At 71.1% G+C, this 19,493-nt stretch carries 21 protein-coding genes; 11 read left to right on the top strand and 10 right to left on the bottom strand.

Translation table 11 applies throughout. The features are described 5' to 3' along the window. Nucleotides 1-2 precede the first annotated feature (2 nt). Nucleotides 3-1,790, bottom strand: coding sequence for an ABC transporter substrate-binding protein (locus BCF44_RS19715; RefSeq protein ID WP_246015292.1), 1,788 nt, complete (start codon nucleotides 1,788-1,790; stop codon nucleotides 3-5). Nucleotides 1,791-1,894: 104 nt separating this feature from the next. On the opposite strand from BCF44_RS19715, the gene BCF44_RS19710 reads away from it, so the two are divergent. Both BCF44_RS19710 and BCF44_RS19705 read left to right on the top strand, forming a co-directional pair. Then, nucleotides 1,895-2,722 carry a M55 family metallopeptidase gene (locus BCF44_RS19710; RefSeq protein WP_116175777.1) on the top strand — a complete coding sequence of 276 codons (828 nt, stop codon included), beginning with the start codon at nucleotides 1,895-1,897 and terminating at the stop codon, nucleotides 2,720-2,722. Nucleotides 2,723-2,728: 6 nt separating this feature from the next. Next, complete coding sequence (locus BCF44_RS19705) at nucleotides 2,729-4,012, top strand: M20/M25/M40 family metallo-hydrolase (RefSeq protein ID WP_116175776.1); 1,284 nt, start codon at nucleotides 2,729-2,731, stop codon at nucleotides 4,010-4,012. A 14-nt stretch (nucleotides 4,013-4,026) separates the two neighbouring features. Here BCF44_RS19705 and BCF44_RS19700 read toward each other — a convergent pair whose 3' ends face one another. The 3 genes from BCF44_RS19700 to BCF44_RS19690 form a co-directional block, all read right to left on the bottom strand. Beyond that, the gene (locus BCF44_RS19700) at nucleotides 4,027-4,701 is read right to left on the bottom strand and encodes a L,D-transpeptidase family protein (protein WP_246015290.1); all 675 of its coding nucleotides are present in this window, start codon (nucleotides 4,699-4,701) and stop codon (nucleotides 4,027-4,029) included. Between the two features lie 109 nt (nucleotides 4,702-4,810). Continuing rightward, on the bottom strand, nucleotides 4,811-5,821 hold the full coding sequence (locus tag BCF44_RS19695) for a helix-turn-helix domain-containing protein (protein WP_147328544.1): 1,011 nt from the start codon (nucleotides 5,819-5,821) through the stop codon (nucleotides 4,811-4,813). Between the two features lie 67 nt (nucleotides 5,822-5,888). Continuing rightward, entirely contained in the window at nucleotides 5,889-6,698 is an 810-nt protein-coding gene (locus BCF44_RS19690; RefSeq protein WP_116175774.1) for a TrmH family RNA methyltransferase, read from the bottom strand. A gap of 105 nt (nucleotides 6,699-6,803) precedes the next feature. On the opposite strand from BCF44_RS19690, the gene BCF44_RS19685 reads away from it, so the two are divergent. Beyond that, on the top strand, nucleotides 6,804-8,276 hold the full coding sequence (locus BCF44_RS19685; RefSeq protein ID WP_116175773.1) for an FAD-dependent monooxygenase: 1,473 nt from the start codon (nucleotides 6,804-6,806) through the stop codon (nucleotides 8,274-8,276). On the opposite strand, the gene BCF44_RS19680 is transcribed toward BCF44_RS19685, so the two are convergent. Next, nucleotides 8,266-8,706: a YybH family protein gene (locus BCF44_RS19680; protein ID WP_116175772.1), complete on the bottom strand. Its 441-nt coding sequence runs from the start codon at nucleotides 8,704-8,706 to the stop codon at nucleotides 8,266-8,268. The two genes, BCF44_RS19685 and BCF44_RS19680, sit on opposite strands and share 11 nt — an antisense overlap. A gap of 108 nt (nucleotides 8,707-8,814) precedes the next feature. Here BCF44_RS19680 and BCF44_RS19675 point away from each other — a divergent pair, with 108 nt between their 5' ends. Together BCF44_RS19675 and BCF44_RS19670 are read left to right on the top strand one after the other, a co-directional pair. Continuing rightward, the gene (locus BCF44_RS19675) at nucleotides 8,815-9,189 is read left to right on the top strand and encodes a YciI family protein (RefSeq protein ID WP_116175771.1); all 375 of its coding nucleotides are present in this window, start codon (nucleotides 8,815-8,817) and stop codon (nucleotides 9,187-9,189) included. After that, nucleotides 9,186-10,385: an RNA polymerase sigma factor gene (locus BCF44_RS19670; RefSeq protein WP_246015288.1), complete on the top strand. Its 1,200-nt coding sequence runs from the start codon at nucleotides 9,186-9,188 to the stop codon at nucleotides 10,383-10,385. Before BCF44_RS19675 ends, BCF44_RS19670 begins: the two co-directional genes overlap by 4 nt. A gap of 10 nt (nucleotides 10,386-10,395) precedes the next feature. Here BCF44_RS19670 and BCF44_RS19665 read toward each other — a convergent pair whose 3' ends face one another. After that, nucleotides 10,396-11,286 (bottom strand): sigma-70 family RNA polymerase sigma factor, encoded by an 891-nt coding sequence (locus BCF44_RS19665; protein ID WP_116176018.1) that lies wholly within the window; start codon nucleotides 11,284-11,286, stop codon nucleotides 10,396-10,398. A 74-nt stretch (nucleotides 11,287-11,360) separates the two neighbouring features. Between BCF44_RS19665 and BCF44_RS19660 the strand changes: the two genes are divergently transcribed. After that, nucleotides 11,361-11,696, top strand: coding sequence for a VOC family protein (locus BCF44_RS19660; protein ID WP_116175769.1), 336 nt, complete (start codon nucleotides 11,361-11,363; stop codon nucleotides 11,694-11,696). On the opposite strand, the gene BCF44_RS19655 is transcribed toward BCF44_RS19660, so the two are convergent. Continuing rightward, complete coding sequence (locus BCF44_RS19655; RefSeq protein WP_116175768.1) at nucleotides 11,677-12,330, bottom strand: HAD family hydrolase; 654 nt, start codon at nucleotides 12,328-12,330, stop codon at nucleotides 11,677-11,679. The two genes, BCF44_RS19660 and BCF44_RS19655, sit on opposite strands and share 20 nt — an antisense overlap. Then, nucleotides 12,330-12,755 carry a PPOX class F420-dependent oxidoreductase gene (locus BCF44_RS19650; protein ID WP_211353109.1) on the bottom strand — a complete coding sequence of 142 codons (426 nt, stop codon included), beginning with the start codon at nucleotides 12,753-12,755 and terminating at the stop codon, nucleotides 12,330-12,332. The genes BCF44_RS19655 and BCF44_RS19650 overlap by 1 nt, the downstream gene beginning before the upstream one ends. 56 nt (nucleotides 12,756-12,811) lie before the next feature. On the opposite strand from BCF44_RS19650, the gene BCF44_RS57640 reads away from it, so the two are divergent. From BCF44_RS57640 to BCF44_RS19625, 5 genes are read left to right on the top strand one after another with little or no spacing between them, the layout of a single operon-like run. After that, nucleotides 12,812-13,516: a VOC family protein gene (locus tag BCF44_RS57640; RefSeq protein WP_116175767.1), complete on the top strand. Its 705-nt coding sequence runs from the start codon at nucleotides 12,812-12,814 to the stop codon at nucleotides 13,514-13,516. Nucleotides 13,517-13,559: 43 nt separating this feature from the next. Beyond that, nucleotides 13,560-14,147, top strand: a complete 588-nt coding sequence (locus tag BCF44_RS19640) for an ArsR/SmtB family transcription factor (RefSeq protein WP_116175766.1) — start codon at nucleotides 13,560-13,562, stop codon at nucleotides 14,145-14,147. Further along, complete coding sequence (locus BCF44_RS19635) at nucleotides 14,144-15,316, top strand: MFS transporter (protein ID WP_116175765.1); 1,173 nt, start codon at nucleotides 14,144-14,146, stop codon at nucleotides 15,314-15,316. Before BCF44_RS19640 ends, BCF44_RS19635 begins: the two co-directional genes overlap by 4 nt. A gap of 20 nt (nucleotides 15,317-15,336) precedes the next feature. Further along, nucleotides 15,337-16,545 (top strand): NB-ARC domain-containing protein, encoded by a 1,209-nt coding sequence (locus BCF44_RS19630; protein WP_116175764.1) that lies wholly within the window; start codon nucleotides 15,337-15,339, stop codon nucleotides 16,543-16,545. Then, the gene (locus BCF44_RS19625) at nucleotides 16,542-17,810 is read left to right on the top strand and encodes a tetratricopeptide repeat protein (protein ID WP_116175763.1); all 1,269 of its coding nucleotides are present in this window, start codon (nucleotides 16,542-16,544) and stop codon (nucleotides 17,808-17,810) included. Before BCF44_RS19630 ends, BCF44_RS19625 begins: the two co-directional genes overlap by 4 nt. Here the strand turns inward: BCF44_RS19625 and BCF44_RS19620 are convergent. Both BCF44_RS19620 and pyrE read right to left on the bottom strand, forming a co-directional pair. Next, nucleotides 17,807-18,955, bottom strand: coding sequence for a tyrosine-type recombinase/integrase (locus BCF44_RS19620; protein ID WP_246015287.1), 1,149 nt, complete (start codon nucleotides 18,953-18,955; stop codon nucleotides 17,807-17,809). The genes BCF44_RS19625 and BCF44_RS19620 overlap by 4 nt on opposite strands. Continuing rightward, complete coding sequence (gene pyrE / locus BCF44_RS19615) at nucleotides 18,952-19,491, bottom strand: orotate phosphoribosyltransferase (RefSeq protein WP_116175762.1); 540 nt, start codon at nucleotides 19,489-19,491, stop codon at nucleotides 18,952-18,954. The genes BCF44_RS19620 and pyrE overlap by 4 nt, the downstream gene beginning before the upstream one ends. Nucleotides 19,492-19,493 lie beyond the last annotated feature (2 nt).

Here is a 19,493-nt window from a genome sequence, read left to right as displayed (position 1 = left end):
CGCTACTCCCGCTCGTCGGCGCTCGCCCGGCGCCGGCGGGACAGCAGGAACGCGCCGCCGCCCAGCACGATCACCACCACGACCACGATGCCGACGATCAGGCCGGTGTTGCCGCCGCCGGCGGCGGCGGAGTCCACGGGCTTGGCCAGCAGGTAGCCGTAGTAGCCGTTCTGGTGCGTGATCGAGCCGCCCTGCGCCGGCTGGAGGCCGAAGCTGGCCCAGCGGTCGGAGCGATAGGCCTCCAGGACGTTCGGGTAGGCGATCACGATCGAGCTGTCCAGGGAGTACAGCCGTGCCTGGAGGTCCTTGACGTCCTTGACCCGCTTGGCCTGGTCGGTCTCCGACAGCTGCTGCTTGTACAGGGCGTCGATCTGCGGGTCGCACATGAAGTTCTCGGTGTTGCCGTTGCCGTCGGCGTCGGGCCGGTTGGCGCAGATCTGGATGGACAGCAGCGCGTCCGGGTCGGGGTTGCCGGTCCAGCCGTTGAGCTGGAGGTCGTACTGGCCCTTGCTGCCGGCGTCGGTGACCGCGTCCGAGCTGAGCGCCTGCACGGTGACGCCGATGCCGACCTGGCCGAGCCAGCCCTTGATGAACTGGGCGCTGGCGTTCTCGTTCGGGACACCGCTGTCGATGACCAGCCGCAGGGTGATCGGCTTGCCGGACTTGTCCAGCCGGACGCCGTCCGCGCCCTTCTGGTAGCCGGCGTCGTCCAGCGTCTTGGCCGCCGCGGTCAGGTCGAACTTCTGCTCCTGGCTCGCGTCCGGGCTCCAGTGCCAGGTGCCGAACACCGCCGGCACCATTCCCGAGCCGGGCTCGGCCAGGCCGCCGTAGGCCTTGTCCACCAACGTCTTGACGTCGATCGACTGGGCGATGGCCAGCCGCACCTTCGGGTCCTTGAGCACCGGGTTGGCGTCGCCGACCGGCTGGTTGGTGTTGGTCTGCGCCTGGTAGTTGACCAGCAGGTCGTTCTGCCGCCCGCCGCGCGCCTTGTTCACGGTGATGTTCGGCGTGTTCTGGAGCGCCGCGTACTGGGTCGGGGTCAGGCCGCTGACCACGTCCACGTCGCCGTTCTTGAGGCCCTGGACGGCGGCGTCCTCGTTGTCGTAGTGGCGGAACTCGAGCTGGTCGTAGGCCGGCTTGTCGCCGTAGTAGTCCGGGTTGGCCTTGAGCGTGATGGACTGGCCCTGGGTGAAGTTGGTCAGCGTGAACGGCCCGCTGCCGACCACCGGGTACTGGAGGTTGTCGTACTTGCCGACGTCGGTGACCTTCGACCAGACGTGCTCGGGCACGATCGGGATGTCCAGCGCGAGCATGGTCGCCTGCGGCGCCTTGGTCTTGATGACGACGTCGCTGTCGTCGGGGGCCGTGACAGTGTCGAAATCGGTCACGAAATTCCCGTTGGCGGTCGCCGCCGTCTTGTCCGTCATGATCTTGTTGAACGTCCAGGCGACGTCCTTGGCGGTGATCGGCTGGCCGTCCGACCACTTCATGCCCGACCGGATGTGATAGGTCCAGGTCAGCTTGTCCGAGGAGACCTGCCACTTGTCGGCCAGGCCCGGCGCGGGGCTGTAGTCCTGCTGCGAGTAGGACGTGAGGAACGCGTACATCACCCGGCCCACCTCGGTGTCGCCGAGGTGGTAGGCGGTGAACGGGTTCATGGTCGCGTACGTGCCGGTCACCCCGACGCGTAGGATCTTCGGCTGGGCCGTGTCCTGTGCGTGCACCACCGGCGCGCTGAGGATCGCGACCCCCATCGCGATCACGCCGATGCCGAGACGTCTGATGCGCATGTCCGCGCACCTCCCCTTCCCCATGTTTGGCAAGAAGTAACCACCCGGTAAGGCAATATGTCAACAATTGTCGACAACGGCCGCCAAGCCGTAACGTACCGAGCGTGCGAATCCTCATCTCGGCGGACATGGAAGGCGCGACCGGAGTCACGTGGCCGGCCGACTGCGAACCCGGCACCGAGCAGTGGCAACGGTTCCGCCGCATGTTCAACGGCGACGTCAACGCGTGCGTCCGCGGCCTGGTCGACGGCGGCGCCGACGACGTGCTGGTGAACGAGGCTCACGACACTCAGCGCAACCTGCTGCTGGAGGAGCTCGACGAGCGGGCGCGCATGCTCACCGGCAAGCACAAGCCGCTGTCGATGATGCAGGGCATCGACTCCGACGTGGACGGCGTGGTGTTCCTTGGGTACCACACCGGAGCCGGCGCCGAGGGCGTTCTGTCGCACACGTACCTCGGCAATTCCGTGACCAAGGTGTGGCTGGACGGCGTGCCGGCCAGCGAGGGCCGGCTCAACGCCGCGGTCGCCGCCGAGCACGGCGTGCCGGTGCTGCTGGTGACCGGCGACGACAAGACGTGCGAGGACGCCGACGACTACACCCCCGACGCACGCAAGGCCGTAGTGAAGGAGTGCGTGAGCCGGTACGCGGCGATCTGCCTGCCGCCGGCGCGCAGCTCGAAGCTCATCGAGGAGCAGGCGCGGCTGGCGATGGGCCGTGCGGGCCGGGTCGAGCCGGTGGCGTCCGGCCACCGCATGGAGGTCGCGTTCGACGCCGCGCACCTGGCCGCGGCGGCCGAGGTGATCCCGACCGTGGAACGGCTGTCGCTGTTGCGGGTCGGCTACGACGCGCCGACGATGACCGAGGCGATGAAGACGTTCAAGATCGTGACCGCGATCGCGAGCGGCGCGGTGGAGAAGGTCTACGGGTGAGGTGGCATGGACGTCGTCGAGCGGTGTGCCCGGCTGATCAGGTTCGACACCACCAACCGGGGCGGCGGCGACAGCGAGGGTGAGCGCGAGGCGGCCGAGTTCGTCGCCGCCGAGCTGTCGGCCGCCGGTGTCGAGCCGACGTTGCTGGAGCGCAAACCCCGTCGTACCAACGTGATCGCCCGTGTCGAGGGCAGCGACCCGGCGCTGCCGCCGCTGCTCGTCCAGGCCCACCTGGACGTCGTGCCGGCGCAGGCGGCGGACTGGGACGTGCACCCGTTCTCGGGCGAGCTGCGTGACGGCTACCTGTGGGGCCGCGGCGCGGTGGACATGAAGGACATGGTCGCCAACCTGCTGACCGTCGTCGCCGGCTGGCAGGCACGAGGTTCCCGGCCGCGCCGGGACGTGGTGCTGGCGTTCGTCGCGGACGAGGAGGACGCCGGCGACTACGGCGCCCACTGGCTGGTCGCCGAGCACGCCGACCTGTTCCGGGACTGCGTGGCCGCGATCGGTGAGTCCGGCGGGCACACGCATCGCGTGAACGGCATCCACTTCTATCCGGTGGGCACCGCCGAGCGCGGCTCCTCGCACCTGCGGCTGACCGCCCGCGGTCGGGCCGGTCACGGTTCGCGCCGCAACGACGAGAACGCCGTGACCCGCCTGGTGCAGGCGGTGCAGCGGCTGGCCGAGCACCGCTGGCCGGTGCGGCTGATCCCGTCCGTCCAGGCCTACATCGAGCAGGTGGGCGCCGCGCTGGGCGTCGAGGTTGATCTGTCCGATGTGGACGGCACGGTGGCGCGCCTGGGCGGCGCGGCCTCGCTGGTGGAGTCGACGATCCGCAACAGCACCACGCCGACCGCGCTGACCGCCGGCTACAAGGTCAACGTCATCCCGAGCACGGCCGAGGCGTTGATCGACACGCGCGTGCTGCCGGGCGGCGAGGCGGAGCTGCTGGCCACCGTGGACGAGCTGATCGGCCCGCACGTGCGCCGGGAGCTGATCAACCCGCAGCCGGGGGTGCAGGCGCCGCTGGACTCGCCGTGGTTCGGCGCGATGGCGGACGCGCTGCGGTGGGCGGACCCGGCGGCCGTGGTGGTGCCGTACTGCCTGGGCGGCGGCACGGACGCCAAGGCTTTCGCCCGGCTCGGCATCCCCGGCTATGGCTTCTCCCCCTTGTGGGTGCCGGAAGGCTTCGACTACCGGGCGATGGCGCACGGTGTGAACGAGCGGGTGCCGGTCGAGGGCCTGGAGTTCGGCGTCCGGGTCCTCGACCGGTTCCTGTCCGGCGTCTAGCGGACGTGCCCAGGTCAGCGAACAGCGATGTCGATCACCGGCTGCTGGGCCGGGTCGAGCCAGGCCATGACGGCCTTGAGGTCCTCGGCGGGGATGGACACGCAGCCCGCGGTCGGCTTGCCGCTGGAGATGTGCAGGAAGAACGCCGAGCCGGCGCCGGGCACGACCGGGTTGCGGTTGTAGTCGATGACCACGGCGTGGTTGTAGACCGGGCCGGCCTCGCCGAGGTCCTCGCCGGCGCCCTCGTTGAACGGGCAGGTGCCGGGCACGCAGTGGTAATAGGTGTTGTACAGCGGGGACTTGACGTCCGACACCCACCAGTCCGCGGTGCCGACCTGCCGGTAGGGCAACCGGGTGCCGTCGTTGGCCTGGATGCCGAACGCCTCGGTGAGCGTCCAGGTGCCGGCGGGCGTCTTGGAGGTGGTCTCGCTGGCCTGGCCGATGCCGTCGGAGCCGACGTTGGCCGTGATCGGCCCGCGCACCGCCTGCCAGTGGTCCCACAGCCCGCCGGTGCGCTGCCAGGCGGTGAACGTCGCCGTGGTGGCGGTCGGGCTGTCGGCGATCACCGTGATGACCTGGCTGGCGTGGCCCCAGTAGGGCACCGGCAGCGGGGAGGCGGTCGCGGGGGCGGCGGTCATGGTCAGCAGCAGCGCGCTCGCCGCCGTAGCCATGACGACTCGGTTGGGCATCGGTGGGACTCCAGGGTCGTGGAACGGCCGGTCGGCGCGATCGTAAGACAAGATCAACGCCGGCACGGCCGGATCACGATATTCCCTTTGTCCATTTAATTCCCGCTGGTCAGCCGACCAGTTCGGCGTCCATCTTGCGCAGCGGCGCGGCCAGCGCGGTGCGGCACGGCACGCCCAGTTTGGTGAACACCCGGGACAGGTGGCCCTCCACCGTCTTGACGCTGACCACCAGCTTCTCCGCGATCTGCCGGTTGGTCAGGCCGCGCACGGCCAGCTCGGCGACCTCGTGCTCGCGGACGGTCAGCGTGTCCATGCTGCGCACCGTCGGCGTGCGGCGCACCGACAGGCTGAGCTGGGAGTCGACCAGCTCGGCGGCCAGGGCCCGGGCCCCGCAGCTCTCGGCCAGCCGGCGGGCCACGCCCAGCTCGCGCAGCGCCGCGTCGCGCTCCCCCATGCCGATCAGCGCGGCGCCGACCACGGCGTGCGAGCGGGCCGCGTAGCCCGGCATGCCGGCCTCGGTGAACGCCTCGGCGGCGCGGCCGGCCCGCAGCTGCGCGACCTGGAGGTCGTTGCGGGCCAGCGCGACCTGGCCGTTGGCCAGGTGCATCACGGCGGTGTGGCCCCACATCTTGGGCACCGCGGCCTCCGCCGCGTGCTCCGCCCACAGCGCCGCCCGGGCCGGGCGGCTGCGGACCAGTTCCACGTTCACCATCGACTCGCACACCCACGGCCGCAGCACCGGGGCCATCCGGGCCGGGTCGCCGTCCACGCCTGCGGCCGCCGCCAGCCGCAGGCAGCCGTCGATGTCGCCCAGGTGCAGCCGCGCCCCCAGCAGCTCCACCAGCAGTCGTCGGCTCCACGCGGCGTCCAGCTGTTGCATGGCGCGGGCCGACGCCTGGTCGGCCAGCTGCGAGTCGCCGCGCCACGCGGCCGCCCACGCCTGCACGGCGAGCGCGGCGGGCAGGTCCTCCCCAGCACCTGCCTGCGGTTGGGCTTGTGACTGCTGGGCTAATGCCACCGCCTGTGCGGCGAGTTCCGTGGCTCGTCCCAGCCGGCCCCGGAGCACCTGGTTCCGCGCAGCCCCCGTGCTGCGTTCGGCCGGCCTCGTCTCGTCGTCCACCTTCTCGACCTCCCCATGGTGAACACCCAATGTAAACCAAGATGAATGGAGAGGACCCGCAGATACATCACAGTCTGCGCTGTCGTGCTACCTCATAGAGAACAATGGACGCCGCGTTGGCCACGTTGAGCGAGCTGGCCGCCCCGCCGATGGGGATGCTCAGCACGTCGTCGCAGGCCGAGCGCCAGGCATTGCTCATGCCGGCGGTCTCGTTGCCGACCACGAGCAGCGTCGGTCCGGTCAGATCGTGCCGGTCGACCACCGCTGTGCCGTTCTCATCGGTCCCCACGAGGTGCACCGTTACGGGTTGGGCGCGAATCCATTCGAGTACTTTTGCCGCCGAGTCGGCGCGGACCACCGGCAGCGCGAACAGCGACCCGGTGCTGGCCCGCACCGCGCGGGGGTCGTAGACGTCGGCGGCGTGCCCGGCGACGATCACCCCGTGCGCGCCGAAGGCGTCGGCGGAGCGGATCACCGTGCCGATGTTGCCGGGGCTGGTCGGCCGGTCGAACACCACGCCCAGGAAGTCGTCCGGCACCGGCACGCGGTCCAGGTCGTCGGGCGGCAGCTGGGCGACGGCGATCATCTCCGGGGCCGTGTCGTCGTCGCGGTCCCCCAGCTCGGCCAGCAGATCCGGGTCCATCGCCACGGTGGTCGCGCGGGCGGTGTCCAGCATCTCCGACGCCCACTTCGACAGCCGGCGGCCGGTCGGATAGAGCAGCGCCGAGAGCCGCCAGCCGTGCTCGACGGCCAGCGTGATGGGTCGGACGCCGTGCACCAGGAACTCGCCCGTGCGCTGTCGCTTGGTCCGGTTGCCCAGCAGCGACTCCCACTGCTGGAACCGGGCGTTGCGGGTCGTCACCCGCAGATCACTCACCCGCCCACCCTTCCACAAGGTCGGCACCGATCGACAATGACACGGTCACAAATTTGCGTGCCGCGCATCTTTGCGTGGCGCGCAAGTTTCTGTACCGTGGACGGCATGGACTTCGACGTGGTGATCGCCGGTGGTGGACCGAACGGACTGATGCTGACCGCGGAGCTGCGGCTGGCCGGGGCACGCCCGCTCGTGCTGGAGCGGCTGCCCGAACGGGCGACCGTGCCCAAGGCCAACGGCCTGGCCGGCGTGGTGGCCCGGCTGATGGACGCCCGCGGGCTGTACGAGAAGGTCAGCGGCCGGTCCGGGCCGCCTGCGCCGACGCCGTTCTACATGTTCGGCGGCTTGCGGCTGGACCTGCGGGACGTGCCCGACAACCCGATGCACACCGTGCTGGTGCCGCAGACCCGGCTGGAGCCGATCCTCGAGGAGCACGCCCTCGGGCTGGGGGCGGAGATCCGGCGCGGCGTCACCCTCACCGGCTTCGTCGACCACGGCACGCATGTCACCGTGTCGACCGACGACGGCTCCGAGATCACCGCCGCGTACCTGGTCGGCTGCGACGGCGGCCGGAGCACCGTGCGGAAGCTCGCCGGCATCGACTTCCCTGGCGTCACCGACGACGACGTCGTCACCCGCACGGCCAACGTCGTGCTGCCCACCGCCGGCCCCGGCGGCCTGCCGGTGCCCGGGCACGGCGACATCCAGCCGTTCTTCTTCCACCGCACCACAACTGGGGTGTTCGTCTGGGCACGGCTCGAGGACGCCCTCACCGTCACCACCATGGAGTGGGGCGACGCGCCGGGCGAGGACGTGCCCCTGACGCTGGACGAGCTCGCCGACAGCGTGAAACGGGTGCTGGGGGTGGACGTGCCGATGGAGCTGGCGGTGCTGGACCGGCCGCTGGTCATGCGCCGGAACGCCGGCAACAACACCCGCATCGCCTCGCAGTTCCGGCGCGGCCGGGTGTTCCTGGCCGGCGACGCCGCCCATGTGCACGCCGGCATCGGCGGGCCCGGGTTGAACATGGGGTTGCAGGATGCCGCCAACCTGGCGTGGAAACTCGGCGCGGCGGTGCAGGGCTGGGCGCCGGCCGGCCTGCTCGACACGTATCACTCGGAGCGGCATCCGGTGGCCTCTCGCGTGGCCATGCAGACCCAGTCCCAGTCCGCCCTGCTGGCCCCCGGTACCAAGGTCACCGCGCTGCGCACCCTGTTCGAGGAGCTCCTGGAGTCCGTCGACGTCCGGCAGCACATCGTGGACACCATGTCCGGCAACGACACCCGGTACTTCGAGTCGGATCATCCGCTGGTCGGGCGGCTGGCGCCGGAGATGTCCGTGACCACCACGGACGGGGTGGTGCGGCTCGCCGAACTCCGCCGCACCGGCCGCCCGCTGCTGCTCGACCCGTCAGGACTGGGTGCGGTCGCCGACGGCTGGCGGGACCGCGTCGACGTCGTGTCTGGCGACGGTCCCGCCCTGCTCATCCGTCCCGACGGCTTCGTCGCCTGGGCCGGCGACTCCGCCGACGGGCTCGTCGACGCCCTGACCCGCTGGTTCGGCGCGCCTACGGCTTGAGGTCCGTCGCCGCGCGCATCGAGCCGTCCATGTAGAACGGCGTCGAGGTGTGCTCGTGGGCGATGCGCCAGCCGTCCGCCGTGCGGCGCAGGCCGTACGTGGCGCGGAACCACAGCTCGAAGGCGAAGTCCATGCCCTTCGGCGTCGCCGAGAGCCGGTTCAGCGAGTGCGCCCAGGCGATGTCGCCGCCCACCTCCACCTCCAGGCCCGTCACCTCGAAGTCCACCGGACCATCGAACGTCGCGAACCACGCCTGCTGGCTCTCGACGTCCCTCGCCGCGTCGCCCCGCCGTCCCAGCGGCGGCGCCAGGTCGTACTTCACCACGTCCGCCGTGTACCGCTCGATCAGCCGCTGCGCGTCGCCGTCCTTCATCGCCGCCTCGGACGCCAGGACGACCTGGCGGATCTGCTCCTCGTCGGTGCCGCTCATGGCTCGCTCCCCTCTGCTCGGGTCGTTGGTCGCCCCTGTGTCGAAGCCGTTCGCCCGGCTTCGACACTGCGCCGGTGAGAGGATTTCGGCGACTCGCAGGAGGCAGACGTGAGGTACCTGGTTCTGATCCACAGCAACCCGAGGTCGCGGGCGTTGTGGGAGACGTTGACCGATGAGCAGCGGATGGAGTTCGGCCGGGGGTACATGGCGCTGAGCGAGGAGATCACGGCTGCTGGCGACATGGTGGTGTCGAACGGCCTGACGGATCCGGCGCTGGCCAAGCGGGTGTGGGTGCAGGACGGCGAGACGATGACCAGCGACGGGCCGTTCGCGGAGGTCAAGGAGTACGTGGCCGGGTTCCTGCTGCTCGACTGCGAGACGGAGGAGCAGGCGCTGGCATGGGCCGCGAAGACGCCGGACTCGCAGCTGGGCGGGGCGGTGGAGGTCCGGCCGCTGCTGGACATGAGCACGCTGGACCTGTGAACGTCACGACGGAGGTCGAGGACCTGCTGCGCCGGTTGGCGCCGCAGGTCCTCGGCGTGCTGGTGCGCCGCAACGGATCCTTCGACACGTGCGAGGACGCCGTGCAGGAGGCGCTGCTGGCGGCGGCCCAGCAGTGGCCGGAGGAGGGCATCCCGTCGAACGCGACGGGCTGGCTGATCACGGTGGCGCAGCGCCGACTGACGGAGGTGTGGCGCAGTGAGGCTGCTCGGCGGAGGCGCGAGGAGGCGGTGTTCGCGTCGCAAGTGGACGACGCCGAGGTGTCCGCCGAGGACGACACGCTGACGCTGCTGACGCTGTGCTGCCACCCGTCGCTGACCCGGGTGTCGCAGGTGGCGCTGACGCTGCGCGCGGTCGGCGGCCTCACGACGGGCGAGATCGCCCGCGCGCTGCTGGTGCCGGAATCGACGGTGGGCCAACGGATCAGCCGGGCCAAGGCGAAGATCAAGGCCGCCGGGGCGACCTTCGCGCCGCCGCCGGCCGAGGAGCGGGACGAGCGCCTGAAGGCGGTCCTGGCCGTGCTGTACCTGATCTTCAACGAGGGCCACACGACCAGCTCCGGCGACGCCCTGAACCGCGTGGAGCTGACGAGCGAGGCGGTCCGGCTGACCCGCCAGCTGCACCGGCGCGTGCCGGACGACGGCGAGGTGACGGGCCTGCTGGCGCTGATGCTGCTCACCGACGCCCGCCGGCCGGCCCGGACCCTGGCCGACGGGACGCTGGTGCCGCTGGCCGAGCAGGACCGCACGCTGTGGGACCGGGCCGCGATCGCCGAGGGCACGGCGCTGATCACCGACGCGCTGGCCACCGCGACCATCGGCCCGTACCAGCTCCAGGCGGCGATCGCCGCCGTGCACGACGAGGCAACCGAGGCCGAGGACACCGACTGGACGCAGATCCTCGGCCTGTTCGAGCTGCTCAACGCCGCCGCACCCGGGCCGATGGTGACGCTGAACCGGATCGTCGCCGTGGCGATGGTCCGCGGTCCCCGGACGGCGTTGGCCGAGCTCGCCGCGGCCGAACCGGCGCTGGGCGGCCACTACCGGGTCGATGCCGTACGTGCGCACCTGCTGGATCTGGCCGGTGACCACGAGGCGGCCCGCGCGCATTACGAGTCGGCGGCGCGGCGGACGTTGAGCCTGCCCGAGCAGCAGTACCTCAGCGGGCGGGCCCGCTGAGGTACTGGTCTCAGCGCGAGGGCAGCACCTCCACCTCGGCGGCGGCCACCTGCTCCTTGTCGTTGACGAGCGAGATCCCGACCACCCGGTCGTCCTCGACCTCGAAGACGAACATGCCCATGACCTCGCCCCGGTACATCCACACCGCGCCGACGTTGCCGTCGATCAGTGCCGGCAGCGCGCCGCGGGCCTTGCCGGAGAACGCCGTCGCGACCTCGCGGGCGCCGGTCATGCGGGCCGACAGCAGCGGCGCGCCCTTGTCGTGGTTGGCGACCGACGCCGCCACGGTCGTCTCGTCGGCCCGCAGTTCGACGTCCGGGTCGAGCAGCGACAGCAGCGCGTCGAAGTTGCCGTCCCGCGACGCCGCGAGGAAGGCGTCCACGACCTTGCGCTGCCGGTTCAGGTCCGAGTCCGGCCGGTCCGCGCCCTGCACCCGTCGCCGTGCGCGGCTGGCCAGCTGCCGGGTCGCGGCCGTCGAGCGGCCCACGATCGGAGCGATCTCGTCGAACGGCACCGCGAACAGGTCGTGCAGCACGAACGCCAGCCGCTCGGCCGGGGCCAGGGTCTCCAGCACCACCAGCAGCGCCGGTCCCATCGAGTCGGCCAGCAGCGCCTCCTGCTCGGGACCGGCCGCCACCGCCTCCTGCGCCGGCACCTCGTCCACGGGGTCCTCCCGCCGGGACTTGCGGGAGCGCAGCATGTCCAGGCACACGCGGGCGGTGACCGTGGTCAACCAGCCGCCGAGGTTCTCCACCTCGCTGGTGTCGGCGCGGCTGAGCCGCAGCCAGGACTCCTGCACCGCGTCCTCGGCGTCGTTCGCCGATCCGAGCATCCGGTACGCCACCGAGCGCAGGTGGTCGCGGTTGGCTTCGAACTGTCCGGCCAGCCATTCTTCGTTCACGGTCACATCCTCCGTCCGGCATCCGTCATAGCAGTGACGGGCGGCAGGCGCCCGATGTGACCGAGGAGGAAATCATGGCGATCCTGAAGACGATCCTGTTCCCGGTGGCCGACGTCGCGAAGGCCACGCCGGTGTACACCGCGCTGCTGGGCGTGGCGCCGAGCGTCGAGTCCCCGTACTACGTCGGCTACGACAGCGAGGGCCAGCACATCGGCCTGGTGCCCAACGGCAGCACCAACGGCCCGGCCTGCTACCGGCACGTCGACGACCTCGACGCCAACCTGGCCGCGCTGGTCGAGGCGGGCGCGACCGTCGCGCAGGAGCCCAAGGGCGTCGGCAACGGCCGGACCATCGCCAGCGTGCTCGACGTGGACGGCAACGAGATCGGTCTCATCCAGGACCAGAACTGACCGTCACCACGAGGCCGCCCGCGACGCGGTCGACCCGGCAGGACGTGAGGTCGTCGACGACCGCGTCCGCCGTGAGCTCGGCCGCGTCGTGAGAGGTCGCGACGGCCAGCGTGCGGGCGCCCGCATTCTGGCCGGCCCGCAGGCCGGCGGGCGCGTCCTCGACGACCAGGCAGCGCGCGATGTCGTAGCCGAGGGCAGCGGCCGCCTTGAAGTAGCCCTCCGGATCGGGCTTGCCGGCGCTGACGTCGTCCGCGGCGATCAGCACGTCCGGCACCGGCAGACCGGCGACGGCCAGGCGGGCCCGCATCAGCTCCTGCGAGCCGGAGGTCACCGCTGCCCAGCGGTCCTTCGGCAGCCCGTCCAGCAAGGACTTCACCGCCGGCAGCGCGATCACGCCGTCCATGTCGGACAGTTCCAGCCGGGCCAGCTCCTCGACCGCGGCCGCCCGTTCGGGCGGCGGCAGCAGGTCGGCGATGGTGTCCTCGCTGCGGCGGCCGTGGCAGACGCGCAGGATCTCGTCCGCGTCCCTGCCGTGCTCGGCCGCCCAGGTCCGCCACGTCCGCTCGACGACCGGGGTGGAGTCCACCAGCGTGCCGTCGATGTCGAACAGGATCGCGTCGACCTCGAACCGCATCAGCTCGCCCAGGGGCCGACGCCGCCGATGCGCTGGATCTTGTAGCGGACGACGAAGCCGGGCCGCCGCTCCACCGGGAACGTCGCCTCGGGTCCGATGTAGACCTTGGCCAGCCGGTCCAGCACGTCCCAGGCGTCGTCGCTGCGTTCGACGACGGCGTGCGCGCGCAGCACCGCGTTCTGGTCGAGGAACACGCCCGGCTGCCGGGGCGCGTCGAAGGACAGCACCACCCGCGGGTCGCGCTGCATGTTGCGGATCTTCACACCGTGGTGCTGGTGGGCGCTGACCAGGTCGTCGCCGTCCAGGCCGATCCAGACGACGGTGACCTGCGGGCTGCCGTCGCGGTTGATGGTGCTCAGGTGGGCCATCGGGCCGCTGGTGATCAGATCCCGCAGCGACTCGGGCAGCTTGATCGTTTCCGACACCTCGCCACCGTACCAATCATGTGCGGCCGGGGCTTCCGGTTCGGGACACTCGCCGGATGGCACCCTCCATGTCCGCCATCCCGCTGCTGCCGTGCCGTTCCACCGACGAGATCGCCGACTTCTACCGGGCCCTCGGCTTCGAGGTCGTCTACCGCCAGGCCCGCCCGAACCCATACGTCGCACTGCGGCTGGCGGAGATCCAGCTGCACTTCTTCGGCCTGCCGGAGTTCGATCCCGAGCAGTCCTACGGCTCCTGCATCATCAACGTGCCCGACACGGCTGCGCTGTTCGACCAGTTCGCGGCCGGTCTTCGCGCCGCGCGCGGCAAGCTCCCGCTGTCGGGCATCCCCCGCATCACGCGGCCGCGCCGGCGGAAGAACACCGGCGACGCGGCGGGCTTCACCGTGGTCGACCCCGGCGGCAACTGGATCCGCATCTTCCGGAGCGGCGGTGCGGAATCCGAGCCGGAGCCGGGCGGCCCGCTCGCACGGGCGCTGGAGAACGCCGTCGTGCTCGGCGAGTCGAAGGGCGACGTCCGCCAGGCGGTGAAGATCCTTGACGGGGCGCTGGCCCGCCCCGGCGACGCGCCAGTGTCCGACCTGATCGCGGCGCTGGTCTACCGCGCCGAGCTGGCGTTCCGGCTCGACGACGCCGCGGCCGCCCGGCAGGTCCTGGACCGCGCCGAGACGCTCGACCTCACCGCCGATCAGCGCGAGAGGGTGGCCGACGTTCGGCGGCTTGCCGCCGTCGGTACGATCTGAAAGGAACCTTTCGAAAGGTGTCTTTCGCTTCTGGGGGCTGGTCATGGCGGAACTGCCGTCGCGGACGCGTGTCCGCGACGTCGAGCTGATGCGCGCGTTGGCGCATCCACTGCGCTCGGCACTGCTGAACTACCTGATGGCGGTCGGTCCGCGCACGGCCAGCGAGTGCGCGGCGGCGGTGGACTCGACGGCGTCCAACTGCAGCTGGCACCTGCGCCAGCTGGGCAACTGGGGCCTGGTGGAACGGGCCGAGGCGACCGACGGACGGGAGCGACCCTGGCGGGCCACGCAGGTCGGCCTGGACTTCGGCGACCTCGACGGCGACCTGGCCGTGCGGACGGCGCAGCTGGCGGCGGTCGGCACGAGCGTGGCCACCGACCGCGAGCTGGCGGAGCGGTTCGTCGACACCGTGGACGAGCTCACGCCGGAGTGGCAGCGCGTGGCCACGTTCAACACGTACTCGCTGCGGCTCTCCCCCGATGAGCTGGCGGCCTTGAATGCGGCGATCGACGCGCTGGTCCGGCCGTATGTCACCACGATCCGCACCGATGCGCCGCCGGAGGCGCGGACCGTGCACGGGAGCTGGAAGTCGTTCCCGCGCATCGAGGCCGACGGAACGTTCAGCTCATGACGACGGTGCTGCTGCGCCACGCCGCCTTCATGCGGCTGTGGCTGTCGGGGCTGTTCGCGGAGACAGCCGAGTGGATGCTCCAGTTCGCGCTGCCGGTGTACATATTCCGGACCACCGGCTCGTACACCTCGCTGGCGGTGGCGATCGCCGTCGGGACCGTGCCGATGGTGCTGGCCAGCCCGGCCGCCGGGGTGATCGCCGACCGGTTCGACCGGCGGCGAGTGCTGTTCGCCGTCTGCCTGGGGCAGGCCGCGATCAGCGTGCCGCTGCTGTTCTCCGGCGGCAGTCACGCGCTGATCTACGTGGTGATGGCGGCCCAGTCGGCGCTGGCGTCGCTGTTCGAGCCGACCCGCAACGCCCTGGTGCCGGCGCTCGTCGGCCAGGACCGGCTGGCGTCGGCCAACGGCCTGATGGGCTTCAACAGCAACATCGCCCGGCTGGCCGGCCTCTCGCTGGGCGGGCTCGTGCTCGGCGTGTGGGGCTTCAGCTCGGTGATCGTCTGCTACCTGACGGCGCTGGTCCTCGCGGCGGTGCTGCTCGTGCAGTCGTTCGGCGTGCACGTGGAGCGGACGCACGAGACGCCGACCGGCGACTGGCTCGACGGCGTCCGGGCGTTCCGGGATCCGGAGTTGCGGGCCACCGGCGTGACGCTGGCGCTGATGTCGTTGGGACAGGGCATGTTCCTGACCCTGTTCGTGCTGTTCGTGGCCGGCCCGCTGCACGGCGGCGACCCGGAGATCGGCCTGCTGCGCGGAATCCAGGCCGTCGGCGGCATCGGCGCCGGCCTGCTGATCGCCGCCGTGGCCAACCGGATCAGCGCGGTGCGGATGATGGGCCTCGGCATCCTGTCGTTGGGCGTGTGCTCGGCCCTGATCTGGAACCTGCCGCACGTCACCATCGCCTACGGCGTCTACGTCGTGCTGTTCGCCCTGGTCGGCGCCCCCGCCGTGGTCGCGGCGACGGGCGCGTTGACGGCCGTCCAGCTGCGGGTGCCCGACGAGCAAGCCGGCCGCGTACTGGCGACGGTGTTCGCCGGCATCGCCGGGCTCAACGCTGTCGGCACCCTGCTCGCCGGCTACCTGGTCGGCGTCGTCGGCTTGGAGGTGCTGCTGGACGTGCAGGCCGGACTTCTGGTGGCCGCCGGGCTCGCGGCGTTGTTCCGGCGCTAGCCAGCAGCCATCATGTCGGCATGTTCGGTTGGTGGCGCCGCAAATCGTCGAACACTGGTGGCCGCTCCGAGAACACGGCCGAGAGCGTTCACGGCGTGCAGGCGCACCGTATCGACCATGTCACCATCTACAACGCCCCACCCGAATCGGCCACCGAAACACCGAAGCCACCGCGTGGGTGGGAGTTCTACGCGCTGGTCGAGCCACAGCGGCTGATCCACGTCTCGGAGTTGGTCGCCGGCCTCGCCGACGAGATCGCTGGCACGCACTCCCCCGCGATCACCGTGTCCGGCGAGGGCGGCCTGGGCAAGACCGCCGTCACGCACGCCGCCGTGTCCGCGGTGGCCGAGGACGGCGGCTTCACCCACCTCGTGTGGGCGTCGGCGAAGAACGCCCGGTTCTCGGCCACCGAAGCCGGCGAGGCATCCCTGGACTCCATCTACTGGCACGACGTGCTCCGGATGATCGCCGCGCAGCTGGGCTGCCCGCTGCCCGCCAACCAGGCGCTGTGGGAGCACGAGCTGAGGCGGTTCGTCGCCACGGAGCTCAGGGCTGGCCGGCTGCTGGTGGTCGTCGACAACCTGGAGATGGTGCGCGCCGCCGAGCAGGTGATCCACCGGTTGCGCGCGTTGGGTTTCCGGCACCCCCACAAGATCGTAGCCACGACCCGGTGGTCGGTCGTCGGCGACGATCTCGACGTGCGGGACTTCGTCGTGCCGCCGCTGACCCCGGCCAAGACGTGCGATCTGGTGCGACTGGTGGCCGCCGACACGAACTCCGACCTCGCCACCGCCGGCGACGACAAACTGGCCGCGGTGCACGAGATCACCGAGGGCAACCCGTTCCTGATCAAGCTGATCACCCGCCGGTTCGTCGTCACCGGCCGCCCGCTGGACCACGTGATCGCCGAGCTCGGCGGCGCGACCGGCGATCGGCTCGGTGGCCGGGTCCGGGCCTGGCTGTTCGACGGCTCGCTGGACGAGCTGCGCACGCGGTCGTCCCAGGAGCATGCGCTGGGGCTGCTGTACGCGTTCTGCGCGACCAGCCGAGGCGGATCGCTGGCGTACGACGCGCTCCAGGCGGCGGCAGGCATCGAGGACGGCTTCGACGAGGTGCTGGGCACGGCCTGCCGGCTGGGCCTGATCCGGCCGTCCAACCACAACGAGCTGTACTCCATCCACAGCCTGCTCTACCAGTACATGTGCCCGCTGGCGTGGGAGATCCAGTGACCACCGCGCAGCTGTCGGACTGGCAGCAGCTCAGCCTGCGCTATGCCGAGCGGCGGTTCGGGACCGAGATCGCCCAGGTCGTGGCCGGCATGGTCGCCGCGGATGTGCCGAAACTGTCGACGCTGCTGCGCAGCGCGGTGGTCACCGGAGACCGCATCCCGTCCGAGACGCTGCACGCCCTGGTCGCGCTGTCGTTCGACAAGGTGCTCACCATAGGCGCCGGGCCCGGCTTCAGTGAGTACGCGCAGTTCTTCGACAGCGCGCTGCTGATCATCGAGGAGTTGCGCCGACGCGGAAGTTCCACCACCTCGCTGTGGCTGGCGGCGGCCCGCTTCGAGGCCCGGCTCGCCAACGGCAGTCCGCGCCGACGCAAGCTCATCGAGCAGGCCGCCGAGGCGAGCCTGAACGACGTCGAGCGGGTGCACGCGCTGTTGACGCTGGCCAAGTACCACACCGACGTCAGCGCCTACGGCCGGGCGCGGCGTCGGCTGGACGAATGTCGGCGGTTGCTCACCGCCGACGCACCGAGCGAGTACGTGGTCGACGTGGAGACTGCGACCGGGATCTCCTACTACTACGCCGACACCGAGGCCGCCGAGCGGTACTTCGACCGGGCGGTGGAGCTCGGCCAGCCGGTGCTCGGGGAACGCGGTGTGCGGCAGGCGGTCGCGACGGCGGTCCACTACCTGGGGCGGCTCGCGCACGATCACGGCGACCTCCGGTCGGCGCTGCACCTCTACGTCGGGGCGGAGCACCTGTCCGACAACATGCTCACCGGCCAGGGCTTCTTCCACCAACGGCTGGCCGAGGTGCTGGTCGCGCACGGCACCGTCGAGCAAGCCCGGTATCACATCGAGCAGGCCAACGCGATCTTCACGCAGGCCGGCGAGGTGAGCATCGCCGTCGCCGTGCTCCGCGGCACCTGGGTGCGGTTCTACGTGCGGCTCGGGGAGTTCGACCATGCGGAGCGGACCGGAGTCGACGGCTTGAAGATCAGCCACGACCACATCGGGCCGCGCGCGGAACTGGTGCTGCTGGCCGAGCTGTTCATGCTGCAGCTGCGCCGCCGCCGGTGGCTCGGCCTGGTTCCGTTGGCGTTACGGGGCGGTTGGCTGTTCTTCTGGACGGAGACGACCGGCGGCGTCCATCGGTTGCCGCGGCAGCTCATGACCGTCGTGCGCCGGCTCGCGCCGATGGTCCGGCTGCGTCGGCGTGAGACAGGGAGCCGTGAAGTGCTGGAATGCCCGTGCGGAGCCGGGCACTAGGGCAGCCAGCCTCGGTGCAGGGCGGGGGCGAGTTCGTGGGCGGCGGAGTTGCGGACGTTGTCCTCGTCGTGCAGGTAGCCCTCGGTGGTGGTGAGCACCGCGTGGCCGAGGTCGCGCTGGACCTGCCGTGGCGGCACGCCTCGTTCGACGGCGTGGGTGGCGTAGGAGTGCCGGGCCGAGTGCGGGTGGATGGTGTCGCGCAGCGGGCCCAGGTGGGTGGCGACGAACTCCGCCTCGGGCGTGGCGAGCAGGTCCCGCAGCTGTTGGGACCTCGGCGTCGAGGTGAAGGTGGTGCACAGCCTCGTCAGCAGGGCTTGCAGGTGCGAGGTGTGGACGCGTCTTCCCGTGCTGGTCACGAAAATCGGCTGCGCGGCGGCGTTGCCGAACTGGCCCGGCAGCGCGGGAGCGGTCGGTTGCACGCGATTGGCGAGGTAGAGCTCCAGGGCGTCGGCGACCGGCGGTGCGAGGGCGACTTCGCGGTCCTTGCCGCCCTTGCCGTGCACCCGCAGGATGCCGATGTCGTGAGGGGCGGCGCGGCGGTAGTCGTCCAGGTTCACGCCGACCAGTTCGTCCGCGCGGACGCCCGTGCCGACCAGGATCTCCACCATCGCCCTGTCGCGGACGCCGTCGCGGCTGCGCTCGGCGAGCAGGTACGCCGCCATCAGCAGCGCCCGGCAGGCCTGGAACGACCAGCGCTTCGTCGTCGACGGCGTGCCCGCCGGCTTGTTCAGGTGTTGGGCGCGACGGTCCACCAGCGACACGGGGTTCTGGGTGGCCAGACCCTCCCGTAGCAGGTACTTCGCGTAGAACGCCGACACCGCCGACAGCATCCGGCCCCTGGTGGCGTCGCTGTAGCCGGCACTGGTGAGCTCGTCCAGCCAGCGCTCCACGTGCTCGACGCGGACGTCGGCGAAGGTGAACCCGTTGGCGCCGCACCAGTTCAGCCACTCCAGCCCCGTCGGCGCCGCCCGCCTCCGCCCGCGCCGGCGGTTCGGGTCCGGCGGGGTGTAGCCGGGCACCCAGTCCAGCGGGATGCCGAGGTCGGTGGCGTAGGCGAGGCGGGTGTTGACCGAGGCGTAGATGCGCAGGAACTCCTGGAGGCGTTCGCGGGCGGACTTGTCCTCGCCCATGACGGCCAGCGTCACGCCGCACCCACCGTGTCGAGCAGCGCCTTGGTCAGCACCGATCGGACGCCGATTCCGTTGCCCGTCAACAGTTCTGTGTCGCCGCCGCTGCGGTCCACCGCGCACACCACCGTGTCGACCGTCGCCCCGCCCTCGCGCAGCGCCCGCGCTGCCGCGAGGACCGCTCCCCCGGTAGTGATCACGTCCTCCACGAGCACGACTCGCCGTCCCTCGACCACACCATCCTCGGCCAGGCGGCGGGTGCTGTATTCCTTGGCCTGCTTGCGGATGAACAGCGTCGGCAGGCCGGTCAGCTGGCTGATCATCGTCGCCAGTGGCACGCCGCCGAGTTCCAGGCCACCCAATGCTTGGGCGTCGTCGGGGATCAAGGCCGTCATCCGTTCGGCGATCCGCCGCAGCAGCACGGGATCCGCCTCGAACAGGTACTTGTCGAAGTACTCCGTCGCCACAGTGCCCGATCGCAGCGTGAAGGAACCCCGCAGCCGGCAGCAGCGGTCGATGTCACGGGCGAGGTCGAGGAGGTCGGCGTCCGGCATGC

This window comes from Kutzneria buriramensis (assembly GCF_003387475.1).
Taxonomy (GTDB): Bacteria; Actinomycetota; Actinomycetes; order Mycobacteriales; family Pseudonocardiaceae; genus Kutzneria; species Kutzneria buriramensis.
Note: the sequence above shows the minus strand (reverse complement) of the source record. Positions and strands in the feature narration are given on the sequence as shown.